This window comes from Oxalobacter aliiformigenes, from assembly GCF_027116575.1.
Classification (GTDB): Bacteria; Pseudomonadota; Gammaproteobacteria; order Burkholderiales; family Burkholderiaceae_D; genus Oxalobacter; species Oxalobacter aliiformigenes.
In genome coordinates this window covers 1,796,996-1,809,759 of record NZ_CP098252.1, presented here as the reverse complement: position 1 = coordinate 1,809,759, position 12,764 = coordinate 1,796,996, and the positions used below count along the sequence as shown (strand labels likewise).

9 protein-coding genes and 1 tRNA gene are annotated in these 12,764 nt (G+C 49.8%); 4 read left to right on the top strand and 6 right to left on the bottom strand.

What is annotated here, in order from left to right; all coding sequences use genetic code 11:
* Positions 1-38: 38 nt before the first annotated feature.
* On the top strand, positions 39-497 hold the full coding sequence (locus NB647_RS08380; RefSeq protein ID WP_269282945.1) for a hypothetical protein: 459 nt from the start codon (positions 39-41) through the stop codon (positions 495-497).
* 56 nt (positions 498-553) lie between these two features.
* Here NB647_RS08380 and NB647_RS08375 read toward each other — a convergent pair whose 3' ends face one another.
* The 3 genes from NB647_RS08375 to NB647_RS08365 all read right to left on the bottom strand — a co-directional run bounded on the left by NB647_RS08375 (position 554) and on the right by NB647_RS08365 (position 3,370).
* A complete protein-coding gene (locus tag NB647_RS08375) occupies positions 554-2,215 on the bottom strand; it encodes a phosphoethanolamine transferase (protein ID WP_269282943.1) in 1,662 nt (553 codons plus the stop codon).
* An 804-nt stretch (positions 2,216-3,019) separates the two neighbouring features.
* Positions 3,020-3,095, bottom strand: a tRNA-Lys gene (locus NB647_RS08370).
* Positions 3,086-3,370, bottom strand: coding sequence for a hypothetical protein (locus NB647_RS08365; protein ID WP_269264157.1), 285 nt, complete (start codon positions 3,368-3,370; stop codon positions 3,086-3,088). The genes NB647_RS08370 and NB647_RS08365 overlap by 10 nt, the downstream gene beginning before the upstream one ends.
* A 287-nt stretch (positions 3,371-3,657) precedes the next feature.
* On the opposite strand from NB647_RS08365, the gene glnK reads away from it, so the two are divergent.
* Positions 3,658-3,996, top strand: coding sequence for a P-II family nitrogen regulator (gene glnK / locus NB647_RS08360; RefSeq protein WP_269264156.1), 339 nt, complete (start codon positions 3,658-3,660; stop codon positions 3,994-3,996).
* Positions 3,997-4,009: 13 nt separating this feature from the next.
* Positions 4,010-5,371, top strand: a complete 1,362-nt coding sequence (locus NB647_RS08355; RefSeq protein WP_269264155.1) for an ammonium transporter — start codon at positions 4,010-4,012, stop codon at positions 5,369-5,371.
* 357 nt (positions 5,372-5,728) lie between these two features.
* On the opposite strand, the gene htpG is transcribed toward NB647_RS08355, so the two are convergent.
* From htpG to NB647_RS08340, 3 genes are all read right to left on the bottom strand, one after another.
* Positions 5,729-7,651 carry a molecular chaperone HtpG gene (gene htpG / locus NB647_RS08350; protein WP_269264154.1) on the bottom strand — a complete coding sequence of 641 codons (1,923 nt, stop codon included), beginning with the start codon at positions 7,649-7,651 and terminating at the stop codon, positions 5,729-5,731.
* Between the two features lie 316 nt (positions 7,652-7,967).
* Positions 7,968-9,281: a sensor histidine kinase gene (locus NB647_RS08345; RefSeq protein ID WP_269282941.1), complete on the bottom strand. Its 1,314-nt coding sequence runs from the start codon at positions 9,279-9,281 to the stop codon at positions 7,968-7,970.
* Positions 9,282-9,285: 4 nt separating this feature from the next.
* A complete protein-coding gene (locus NB647_RS08340) occupies positions 9,286-9,957 on the bottom strand; it encodes a response regulator transcription factor (RefSeq protein ID WP_269282939.1) in 672 nt (223 codons plus the stop codon).
* Positions 9,958-10,167: 210 nt separating this feature from the next.
* On the opposite strand from NB647_RS08340, the gene NB647_RS08335 reads away from it, so the two are divergent.
* Positions 10,168-12,519 carry a phosphoethanolamine--lipid A transferase gene (locus NB647_RS08335; RefSeq protein ID WP_269282938.1) on the top strand — a complete coding sequence of 784 codons (2,352 nt, stop codon included), beginning with the start codon at positions 10,168-10,170 and terminating at the stop codon, positions 12,517-12,519.
* Positions 12,520-12,764: the final 245 nt, after the last annotated feature.

The window sequence follows — 12,764 nt, the reverse complement described above, 5'->3', positions numbered from 1 at the left end:
GCAAAGTAAACTTGGGAATCCTGCCGGGCTGATAGGAAATGGCGGAAGTTTTGAGCGCATGGAAACATGTTTGCAATGGTGTTTTTTATTCAATAAGGCATGTTTTTTCTGACAGGGGAGATTTCCTGAGACAGGGTGAAAAGGCGCATACGGTTCTCATCGAGGGAAAGATTCGAGGTGGCAGGATTTTCTGGAAATCAATTGCCGTGGCCGGTATGGAAAACAGTCTCCCGACAATCCGTGAGAATGGAGTGGAATATCGGCTGTGTTTTGACCGGAGTGAACAGGTGGAAAGTTTCGGGAGCGTGCGAATTGTCGGAAGACGGTGTTTCGTTCATGTTGTCAGGCGGAATGAATGGATTTCCCTGCACCGGATGTTGTACGGGAGAATATGCTTGCCCGGAGACAGATTGTCCACGGAAACAGGGCTGTGGATGTTTTTGCCGCCGTTGTCTGTTTCGTTCGGCAGGAAACGGGTTGATTGTGGCGTACAGTAGTTATCAGCATTTCATGAAAAACAGTTGCCTGAAGTCTGGCTATGGAAGGGCTGATTTCATGGCAGCGGTTCAAGCCGGCATGGGTCGAACATGTCCAGCGACTTGTCATAGGTTTTCGATCTGATTTCCATCAGAGCCAGAATGGTGTGAAAAATATTGTCGTGCGAGAAGGTGTTTTCTTCCGCCTTTTTCGCGATGCAACTGTAATCCAGATGGTCGAACTTTTTCATGTTGTCGGACATCCACAGGATCGTGGGGACTTTTTTCTGTTCTTCAGGTGCAATGGAGTAGGGTAATCCGTGCAGGTAAATGTTGTTTTCGCCCAGCGATTCGCCGTGATCGGAGACGTAAAGCAGTCCGGATTCGAGATGAGGGAATTTCTTGAGGATGCCGATGGCTCGTGAGACGACGAAATCGGTATAGAGAATGGTGTTGTCGTAGGTATTGACGATTTCCTCACGGGTACATTTCTGGATTTCAGCAGTATCGCAGGTGGGCGTGAATTTCCGGAAAGAGTCGGGATAACGTTTGTAATAGGTAGGCCCATGGCTGCCGATCATGTGCAGAACGATGAAAGCGTCTTTCTTGACATTGGCCAGATATTCTTCCAGATTTTCGACCAGAACCTCGTCGAAACAGCTTTGACCGTCGCAATAACGGATATCGTTTGTTTTGACCATATCTTCGTTGGGAACCCGGTTGCAGACGCCTTTGCAACCGTCGTCGTTTTCGCGCCATAGCACTTCGAAACCGGCCTGTTGTATGAGATCAAGCATGTTTTCGGAATATTTCGCGTCATTTACATTGAACCGGTTTCTTGGCATGTTGGAGAACATGCAGGGAACGGATGTGGCGGTAGCCGTGCCACAGGAATAAACGTTTCTGAAGGAGATGACGTCTTCTTTGGCAAGGAGAGGATTGGTTTTGCGCGGGTATCCGTTCAGGGAAAAATTCATCGAGCGGGCGGTTTCACCGACGACCATAATGAATACAGTCGGCGCGGCATCCTTGTAAGGAGCCAGTCTGGCTGCTTCGTCCAGTCGCTGGAGCTGGCGGTTGACCATTGACTGGAGATGGAAATAGCGTGCCGTGGCATAGATGTAGTTGGTCGGATTGATCAGTCGCGGCAGATCGCGGTGGTTTCTTCCGAAAGCGGCATATTCCTTGAAGAAAAGCGCGGCGATTATCCCCGTCATGGCAAGGCAACCGGCTATGGCGAAAATACGGAAACGGCATTCTTTCCAGAAGGGCCGGTAATCGATCCGGGCAAAAAGCAACAATATCGCAGGCAATACTCCGCCGGAAAATATCCATAAAAGGGAACCGGGCGTGATGAGATCAAGCGCTTCACGCATGTTTGTTTCGAAAACATTCCGGATCATGTAGGAATCGATAAAGATGCCGAAACTGAATATGAAAAAGTTGGCGGCACTTGAGATAATCAGCAGCAGGATCAGCAAAGGTTTGCCGATATACGGCAATACAAGAAGATTGAATATCAGGTAAAGTGCCGTGAAAATCAGAACCGGCAGACTGATTCCGAAAAAAAACATATTGACGCCGGTAATGGCAAGATGATTTGCGATATAGCGCCACAGGCCCAGATTCAGGACAGTGGTGAAGTAACATGCAGCGAGAGCGATCAGCCATCGGCTGTCGATATGAAAACGGCGGGAAAAAAATGTCTTCGGAATGGTTGTCATCGTGAGTGAACACAAGAATATCTGTTTTGATGTCCGGTATTTTTACGATGACGAAGTGAAATATCTGTCAATTTTTTATCAATAATTTTTGTCGGTCAGCTCCTGAGGGAAATATTGTCCGTCTCCGGTTGGCGTGTGGAATCACGGGAAAAAATGAAGGAATACCGGTCATCATTTCAATGCCTGAACGGACTGACAAGCCGTTAAGGGATGTCGCTGTATGGGAGTGTCCATCAGGCACGATGACGGTTTGTCTGGCAAAGAAACAAAAAGGGGATTTGATAGCTTTTTGTGCACCGGAAACCGGTATTTCTTTTTTCGATCTTTACAGGATCGGGAAAAGGCGATGTTCTGCGTTTGCGCTGGAATCGGATCGGTTTTCGGAAAGGCACAGTCCCGCTTTTTGCGAAAGAAATGAAACGGGCATGTGATTTCTACGCCGAAGGCGATGAGAACTGTCCTGATAGCCCAAAGAGGAAAGAACAGGAAATATGTTTTCTTCTGCAAAAACAGATCTGTCGGAGACTCCAGGACAGCGTTCGAAAAAGCGCTGAAACACGCATATTGCTGATTGTCGCCGGTACAACTCCATATATGGGCATTGATTCTTGTCCGGAATGGAGTTTTGTTGAATGAATTGCCGTAAGTGGAGGCATGGAGTTGTACCGAAACGGTCAGACGGTATGCTCCTCTCGCTCCACAAAAATTGAAAGAAAAAGTACAGGTTGTGGACGATGTTCTGCGTGAATCTGTCACGATTTTGTGATTCAGGCAAAAGAAAAAGCACATCTGAAAAGATGTGCTTTTTCAAGTATTGTTTGGTGGGTTGTGAGCGACTCGAACGCTCGACCTACGGATTAAGAGTCCGCAGCTCTACCAACTGAGCTAACAACCCGACAGGAATGAAATTATACCAGCAAAATCGAAACAGGTTAATACCTGTTGCCCGGATTCTTTTTTTCGATGTTTTTTCCACACATCTCTGGTTTTATCTCCGTCGTTTGTCACACGGTATAAGCGAATGGGTATTGTAAAAAATGGAATGTCTTGCCCGGATCCTTTCCTGAGGTTTACTGAAATGCCGGGATGATGCATTTCAGGGCGGGTTTTGTGTGAATCGGTGATTTCTGTTCGATTTGTTCCGCCTGTTTGTGCATCTTTTTGGTGCATTTTTCTGTTTCTTTGCCCTTCTGCACGAATCAGGTGCCGTTTTTTCCTCCTGTTCCGCGTTCACGGTGTTTTTTCATTTGGTTTTACGTGTTTTTTCCATGCAAAAGTTGGCACGGTCTATGCGTTAAGAAAAATACAAAACGATTCAGAGCTTTAAAAAGGAGAGTTTCATGAAAAACCGGATTTTTGCCGGACTGGCGGGAGAAACCATGAAAACGGTATCTGTCGCATCGGTCAGCGGTGCTTTTTAAACATTATCAGGGATCAGAGTTCAGGAGGAGAACGATATGAAATTGATCAGTGCCATTGTGAAACCGTTCAAACTGGATGAGGTCAGGGAAGCGCTGGCTGCTATCGGTATTCAGGGGATGACGGTAACGGATGTTCGCGGGTTCGGACGGCAAAAAGGGCATACCGAATTGTATCGCGGTGCGGAATACGTCGTTGATTTTCTGCCGAAAATCAAGATTGAGGTCGCTGTTGCCGACGAATTGCTCGAACAGGTGATTGAGGCGATTGGCAAATCGGCATCAACAGGAAAGATCGGTGACGGAAAGATTTTCGTCGTCGATCTGGAACAGGCCGTCAGAATCCGTACCGGTGAAACGGGTGTGGATGCATTATAAAAGGGGAAATACCATGAAGAATTTGTTTTCGATCTTACTGGCGTCAACCGGTCTCGGTCTGGCTGGCGGAGCTTTTGCTCAGGATGCTGCCGCACCCGCAGCAGAGACGACGGTTACCGTTGCTGAAACGGCGGCTGCATCAGCGGTTTCCGCATTGAGCGCAGGGGATACGGCATGGATGCTGACGTCGACTCTGCTGGTTCTGTTGATGGTCGTACCGGGACTGGCCCTGTTTTATGGCGGGTTGGCCCGGACCAAAAACATGCTTTCCGTACTGATGCAGGTTTTCATGACGTTTTCACTGATTACCGTTTTGTGGTTCCTGTATGGATATTCGTTCGCGTTTTCCGGGGAGGGTGCCATTATCGGCAATGTTGACAAAGTATTCATGAATGGCATTACGCCGGATACGATGTCTACGGTATTGCCGACCATTCCCGAGTATGTCTTTTCCGCTTTCCAGGGATCTTTCGCATGTATTACGGCAGTATTGATTGTCGGTGCTTTTGCCGAACGGATCAAATTCGGTGCCGTCATGGCGTTTATGGCGATATGGTTTACTTTCAGCTATGTTCCGATGGCCCATATCGTATGGGGCGGCGGTTTCCTGGGTGAAGACGGCGCGCTTGATTTCGCCGGCGGTACGGTCGTTCACATCAATGCGGCGATTGCCGGTCTGGTCGGGGCCTACCTGATCGGAAAACGGCTGGGTTATGGCAGGGAAGCTTTCATGCCGCATTCGCTGGTGTTGACGATGGTAGGCGCTTCGCTGTTGTGGATCGGCTGGTTCGGATTCAATGCCGGTTCTGCCGGTGCGGCAAACGGTCTTGCCGGTATGGCTTTTGTCAACACGGTCATTGCAACCGCCGGTGCGACACTGACCTGGGCGATTGGCGAAACATTTACCCGAGGCAAACCTTCCATGCTGGGAGCTGCATCGGGTGCCGTTGCCGGACTGGTCACGATTACGCCTGCTGCCGGTTTTGCCGGCCCGATGGGATCGCTGGTCATGGGGCTGATTGCCGGTCCGGTCTGCCTGTGGGGCGTGACTGGCCTGAAAAGGATGCTGAAAGTGGACGATGCTTTCGATGCGTTTGGCGTTCATGGTGTAGGCGGTATTCTTGGCGCCATCCTGACAGGTATTGTGGTTTCACCGGCATTGGGAGGTACGGGGTTGAGCAGTGGTGAATATTCCATGCTGGCCCAGCTGTGGATACAGTTCAAGAGCGTCATTGTGACGGTTGTCTGGTCCGGTGTGGTTTCCTTCATCGCCTACAAATTGATCGGTATGGTCTGGGGACTCAGGGTATCGGAAGATGAGGAAAGGGAAGGTCTGGATAAATCGTCTCATGGCGAATCGGCCTATCACTACTGATAGAAGGGGAGAATGGGATATCTTGTTGAATTGTATAAAGAAAAGCCAGGCAATGCCGGGCTTTTCTTTTGTCTGTGAATGGCGGGAAAAACGGTTCCGTACTGGTCGTGCGGTTTTTTCGGAATGGCATGTATGCTTCCGTTTTCGGTGCCGTTTTTTGTATTTGGGTATGACAGCCGTATGGAGAGTTTCAGACCTGACGAAATTTCCCGACAGGGGATGTTTCAAACCGGTATGTTTGTGCCGGGGCTGTTCCGACCGGCCTGTCCGTACAGTGGATAATGTCTGTATATCGAAAAAACGGCATCGAACTCCATTTTGTGGAGCTCGATGCCGGGTTTTCCGTTCCTGAGCCGGTCAGTCGTTTTTCTTTTCCAGTGTGCCAAGCAGCATGTTGTTCATCAGTTTGACGAAAGCTGCCGGGTCTTTCAGGGAACCGCCCTCGGCCAGAACGGCCTGATCGAATAACAGGTTTGTCCAGTCATTGAAGTGAGGTCCTTCGTATTTCAGTGTCCGGACAAGCGGATGGTTCGGGTTGATTTCCAGAATCGGTTTCATGTTCGGCACTTTTTGTCCCGCCGCTTTCAGCATGCGCTGGAGATTGCCCGACAGGTCGTTTTCATCGGCAATCAGACAGGATGGCGATTCGGTCAGACGGACGGTCACTCTGACATCCTTGACTTTGTCGCCCAGGACATTCTTCATTTTTTCAAGGGTATCCTTGAATTCGGTCTGGTTTTCCTCATTCAGTTTTGTTTCTTCCTCGTCAGCCAGTTTCAGAAGGTCGAGACTGCCCTGTGCAACGGAAACCAGATTTTTTTCGTTGTATTCCTGCAGGAACGAAAGCATCCATTCATCGACCCGGTCGGTCAGGATAAGAACCTCGATTCCTTTTTTGCGGAATATTTCAAGGTGCGGACTGTTTTTCGCCGCAGTATAGTTTTCTGCCGTGATGTAGAAAATCCGGACCTGGTTTTCTTTCATTCTGGAGATATAGTCATCCAGTGAAACGTTCTGGATATCGCTGTCGTTGTGTGTCGAGGCGAAACGCAACAGTTTGGCGATTCTTTCCTTGTTGGTCGGGTCTTCACCGATGCCTTCCTTGAGAACCTGGCCGAACTGCTGCCAGAAGGTGGCATACAATTCCTTTTTGGCAGGATCGTCGGAGCCGGCCAGTTCTTCCAGCATGGAAAGAACACGGCGGGTCGAACCGTCGCGAATCATTTTCACATCCCGCGATTCCTGAAGGATTTCACGGGAAACGTTCAATGGCAGATCGTTGGAGTCGATGACGCCTCGAACGAAGCGGAGATAGACCGGCATCAGCTGTTCCGCGTCATCCATGATGAAAACGCGTTTGACGTAAAGCTTGATACCCCCGCGTTTGTTTCTGTCCCAGAGATCGAAAGGCGCTTCTTTCGGAATATAAAGCAGCTGGTTGTATTCGGTACGGCCTTCGACCTTGTTGTGCGTCCAGATCAGCGGGTCGTTGAAATCATGGGATATGTGTTTGTAGAATTCGCGGTACTGTTCGTCTGTAATATCCGTCTTGCTGCGTGCCCACAATGCATTGGCCTGATTGATCGTTTCCAGTTCAGTGCCGGTTTTCATTGTTTTCGCTTCACTGTCCCATTCCTCTTTCAGCATCTGGATCGGCAGTGAAATGTGATCGGAATATTTCCGGATGATGGCCTTCAGGCGCCAGTTGGTCAGGAAGTCGTCTTCACCTTCTCTCAGATGCAGGGTAATGTCGGTTCCGCGCGAGGATTTTTCGATGTTTTCGATCGTGAAATCGCCTTCACCTGTGGATTCCCAGCGTATGGCTTCATTGGCAGCCAGACCGGCGCGGCGGGATTCAACCGTAATTTTGTCCGCGACGATGAAACCGGAATAAAAACCGACACCGAACTGGCCGATCAGTGCGTCGTTTTTTTTCTGGTCGTTCGACAGGCGGGAGATGAATTCCTTGGTCCCGGATTTCGCAATGGTACCGAGATGGGCGACCGCTTCTTCGCGGCTCATGCCGATCCCGTTATCGGAAATGGTGATGGTACGTGCTTCGGGATTGAAGAAAATGCGGATTTTCAGATCCGGATCATGTTCCTGCAATTCGGGTTTGTCCAGTGCCTCATAACGCAACCGGTCTATGGCATCCGATGCGTTTGAAATCAGTTCGCGCAGGAAAATTTCCTTGTTGGAATAAAGCGAATGGATCATCAATTGCAAAAGCTGTTTCACTTCTGCCTGAAAACCCATAGTCTGTTTTTCTGATTCAGCCATTTATTTTTCCCTCTTGGAGATCAATAGTTAAATAAATGTAACCCATATAGGAGTTATACCCGATATTTCAAGAGGAATAAAGCGAAATGCATCGGTTACGAAGGTTTCCTTTTCAGGTCGGCCGGACTGGATGATGGGCCGGTTTCCGGGATCGACCGGAACCGGATCTGTTTTGCCACGTCAGAAACGGATCGGTGAATGAAACCGTATCGCCGACTGAAAGTGGCAAAGCTGTAACCGTCATGCACAAGCGACGGTTGCCGGGTGCAACCGAAGCGTCAGGTATTTGCCGTTTACTGAAACAGGGCAGGATGTTTTACCGGTTGAAGGATACCGTGAATGTCGTTCCGTTACCTTCATGGCTTTCCATCGTGATACGCCAGTTGAGTACATCGCAGATCCGGGAGGCGATGGAAAGTCCGAGGCCGTATCCGGCAATTCCTTCCGTGATTTCCGGTTTTCCGCGGTAGCCCTTGTCGAAGATACGTTCTTTTTCCTTGGCTGAAATGCCTGCTCCCGTGTCAAGGACGCTGAAGGAATCTTTTCCCACGACAATTTTGACGTGACCTTTCTTCGTGTACCGTATGGCGTTGAAGACGAGGTTGTTGAATACGGATGCAACCAGTATGGCGTTGAATTTCTCACGGCAGACGTTTTCATGGAACTCAACGATCAGTTGCAGACCTTTGGCGTCGGATTCGCGTCGCCAGACGGGTTCGTTTTCTTCGACGATTTCGGTGATTTCGGCAATTTTCTCGGTGTGCTCATAGTCCTGGCGGACCAGATTCAGGAATATGCTGATCATTTCTTTCATTCGCGAGGCCGTTCGCTGGGCTCGCGAAATGATTTGCCTTTCATGATCGTTCAGGTTTTCGGAATTGCCCAGAAGCTCGATGGAGGTACTCATGACGGTCAGGGGGGTACGCAGTTCGTGGCTCACTTCGGAGGCGAACTGTCTTTCACCCATCAATAACTGCCGCAGTCTTGACGTGGTTATACGGAAACTTTCTGCCAGTTCCCCGATTTCGTTTTTTTCCCACATTCCCGAAAAGGAATCCGGGCCGAGCCGGCCTTCCTTGAGTTCCTGATTCAGCTGTCTCGTCTCATTCATAAGCCGGTCGATTGGCTGGAAGGAACGTTTTGCCATCCAGAAGCCGAGTCCGAAAGAAACCAGGCTGATCGCGAACAGAATGAACAGACCTTTCAGAAACAGTTTCCGTTCCCATTTTTCGAATTCGTGCTGGGAACGGGTCAGTACGTATTTTTTGTTGTCGATGGTTTTGACGAAAATATGCAGATCTTCTCCGGATGTGTATTCGCTGTAACCGTCAGGTATTCCCGCGAAACGTTCCGGTATGTCATGAACAGGATCTTCTGCAATGTAAAGTCGTGAGAACTGGTCCAGACGGGGAGGTTTTCCGTGTGCCAGATCATTATTGACGATCCCGGTGACCATACTGTCCATCGTCGAACTCATCAACTGCGTTTCCGTTTCGAAAACGACGTACATCAGGCAGCCGCTGTAAATGATGCCGATCGCGAGTACAGTCAGGGAATAGAATACCGCTATGCGCGTTTTGATGGTATTGGGGAAAAAACGTTTCCACAGGGAAGTACGGGAGCCGGTCACTTTTCTATTCTTTTCTTAATGTCCAGCCAAAACCGGATATGGTTCTGATCAGGGGTTTATCGAATGGTGTGTCGATTGCTGCGCGAAGATTGTGCATGTGCGTGCGGAGACTGTCGCTGTCGGGACGGTCATCCCCCCACAGTTCGTGTTCCATTTCTTCTCTTGTCACGACGGAAGGACTCTTCAACATCAGAATCTTGAGTATCTTGAACGTCATGGGGTTCAGACGGACGGGAACGCCTGCACGTGTAACGGTCAGTTCGTCCAGGTTCATGGCGATGTCGGCGACTTGCAGAATATGGGAGGCTGGACGTCTGACACGTCGCAGAATGGCGCCGATGCGCAATTCCAGTTCGGCAAGTGAAAACGGTTTGACGAGATAGTCGTCCGCACCGTTTGAAAGTCCCTCGATCCTGTCCTGGACAGAGTCTCGGGCGCTCAGAAACAATATGGGTGTTTCGTTTCCGCGTGTACGCAATTCCTTGCACAGGCCGATGCCATCCATGCCAGGGAGCATGATGTCGAGAATGATGATATCGAACTGTTGCAGTGTAAGAAGCGCCAGAGCTTTCAGGCCATCGTCCGTATTGTCGGTCTGGTGTCCTTTCGCTTCCAGAAAGTCCACCAGATTGTAGCGAATGTCCTGATTGTCTTCGATGATGAGAATTTTTGCCATATTGCGTCCCCGTGGGGTATCTGTTTGTTGATCTGTTTTTAACAGCCGTTAGTCATTTTTCACGATCCATTTACGGGCTGTTTCACGACGTTACCCCATAGTACGCATATCGACGTTTGATGATTCGGGGAAGTGGACGTGGCAGAAAATGACAACTTGCATCAGATACCGGAAAAATCCTGTACAGGCAATTCGTTTTCACGATGGCTGATGCGAAAAATAGTATACGAATCGACCGAATTTTACGACAGTTTACTTATCGTCGGGCCATTATGGTTTCTGGCTTATATTGTTTTTTCCGGATTTCCGGATCTTGACCAGTTTGTCGCCGGAGCCTTTTATCAGGGAAGGGAGCGCTGGGTCGGAAATCATCTGTCTTTTCTGAATGCTGTTCCCGAATGGGGTGGATGGCTGATTCCTTTGATGGCTGTATCCATTGCACTGGTCTTTTATGCTGTTTCCCTGTGGCAGGGCGATGCCGGCAAGTCGTATGTCTGGCGAAATCATCTGCTTTATCTGGCGGGTACCGTCTCGGCCTGTATTTTTGTTGTCGGTCTGTGCCGGTATTTTTCTCCGGGGTACGGTCCCTCCGATCTGACGGTTTATGGGGGTGTTCTTTCCGGAATCGGCCGATGTTTTCCCGATAGCCATGCCGGAACGGTTTTCTGTCTGTTTGCCCTGTATTTCGTTTTCCGGGATACGTATCCACGGCTGGCACGGCTGGTTCTGTCCGTCGTCCTGTTTTCCGGCGTGTTATATACCCTGACGGAAATGGCGAGAGGTGAACAGTTCCTTTCGCAAAGTCTGGCGACACTGGTTATGGACTGGTCTCTCTGTGCCGTTTTGTATCGTCTTTCACTGGGAAGGATTCTGGGGGCGAAACCGTTACCGCTTCCACGGCATCAGGCCATGCTGGTGGCGGTTACGGTGGTTTACTGGCTGATTTTCTTCAATCGTGCCCTTTTCGGACAGATTCTGTCCCAGCGCGGGCTGGGGACGCTGGACATTCTTGTTCAGGCAACCGGTGTATTTATGTTGCTGGGACTGGGATTTTTTACCGTCCTGAATCTGGTTGTTTTTCCGAAAGTTCTGAAAGCTGTACTGGTTGTCCTGACACTGACCGCTGCAACAGTGAATTATTTCTCACTGCATTATGGGGTCGTGGTCAATTCGAATATGATCAATAATGTTTTTGCAACCGATATCGCGGAAGCCGGCGAACTGCTGAACTTTTCCATGTGCGTGGAAGTGCTTTTCAGCGCATTGCCCTTGCTTTTCATTATCATCCAAAGTCCGGTTGTCCCTCAAAAATTCATGAAGCGGTTGCAATGGGCTGCCGGTTTGAGTGTTCTGAGTCTTTCTCTGGGAGGAATGGTTCTTTTCGCTTCTTTTCAGGGACTTGCCTCGCTGGTTCGTGGCGAGCCGGTTGTCCGTCATATGATTACGCCTTTGAATGTCGTCAGTGCCACTGTCAAAGCCATGCTGGCCGATGCCAGGGCAGGGGAAGCGCGCGCCCGTACGGTTATCGACGATCGTCCTGAACTGGGTCCGACCTGGCGCCAGCCCCGCGGATCGCTGACGGTGGTTGTCGTGGGAGAAACGGCACGGCTGGCAAACTGGGGACTGGCCGGTTATGAACGCAATACCACTCCCGGACTGTCGAAAAGAAACGTTTATGCTTTCAGGGAAACGGTTTCCTGCGGAACCAGTACAGATGTATCGCTGCCTTGTATGTTCAGTCGTGTGGGAAGGGCGAATTATGACCGGAAACGGATTTTGGAGGAAGAAAGTCTGCTGCCGGTTTTGCAAAGAGCGGGGCTCAGGGTTTTCTGGCAGGATAACCAGTCCGGATGCAAGGGAGTATGCGATGGGGTGACCGAGCTGAAGATTAACCGGGATATGGCTGGTAAACTTTGCAAAAACGGACATTGTTTTGACGGAGCGCTTCTTGCCGGTCTCGATACGCACGCTATTCTGAATCCACATGGCGGGACGGTGCTTTTCCTGCATCAGCTCGGCAATCACGGTCCCGGCTATTTCCGCCGCTATCCACGCGATTTCGAGGTATTCAAGCCGGCATGCAGGGATGATAAGTTGCAAAACTGCTCGAGAGAAGAAATCGTCAATGCCTACGACAATGCCATCCTTTATACCGATTATGTTTTATCCGGTCTGATCGACTGGCTGGCCGGAATGCATGATCTGGATACGGCATTGCTGTATGTCAGCGATCACGGTGAATCGCTTGGAGAAAACAATCTTTTTCTGCATGGCGCTCCTTTGGTGATTGCTCCGATAGAACAGACCAGAGTTCCGATGTTTCTGTGGCTGTCGGCCGGTTACAGGGAACGTCTGGGACTGGACGATGCCTGTATGCGGGAGGTTGCCAGCCGTTCGGCCAGCCATGACATGCTTTATTCCAGTCTGATGGGAATTCTGGATGTCAAGTCGTCCACTTATGAGGGAAAACTGGATTTCACTCGTGCGTGCCGCAATCCGGATCTGGCGCTGAAGGTGGCCGGGACGCGTGTTTCGTCAGGATTGAAAAGCAGGAATGAATGATCCGGTCCGGAATCATGAAACGAAAAAATCATGATGTGAAAGGCAACCAGGGTGACTGGAAAATGTCGCATAAGAAGAAACATGTGTGAGATTGAATGGGTATTGACGGAAATTCACCGGGCAGGAACAGCGAGCCTGTCCCGGCATGGCGTCAGCGGTTTTCAGTCATAACGGAAATGCCCGTTTGCCGATATGAGAACGGCCAGTCTGTTGTCCATACGTTTCAATGGCTGTTTTACAGAGCT

Excerpts from the sequence above, each read along its gene's own strand:
- NB647_RS08380 (WP_269282945.1), top strand. The coding sequence starts at position 39 with ATGGCGGAAGTTTTGAGCGCATGGAAACATGTTTGCAATGGTGTTTTT.
- NB647_RS08365 (WP_269264157.1), bottom strand. The coding sequence starts at position 3,370 with ATGCACCAAAAAGATGCACAAACAGGCGGAACAAATCGAACAGAAATC.
- glnK (WP_269264156.1), top strand. The coding sequence starts at position 3,658 with ATGAAATTGATCAGTGCCATTGTGAAACCGTTCAAACTGGATGAGGTC.
- NB647_RS08355 (WP_269264155.1), top strand. The coding sequence starts at position 4,010 with ATGAAGAATTTGTTTTCGATCTTACTGGCGTCAACCGGTCTCGGTCTG.
- htpG (WP_269264154.1), bottom strand. The coding sequence starts at position 7,651 with ATGGCTGAATCAGAAAAACAGACTATGGGTTTTCAGGCAGAAGTGAAA.
- NB647_RS08340 (WP_269282939.1), bottom strand. The coding sequence starts at position 9,957 with ATGGCAAAAATTCTCATCATCGAAGACAATCAGGACATTCGCTACAAT.
- NB647_RS08335 (WP_269282938.1), top strand. The coding sequence starts at position 10,168 with ATGCGAAAAATAGTATACGAATCGACCGAATTTTACGACAGTTTACTT.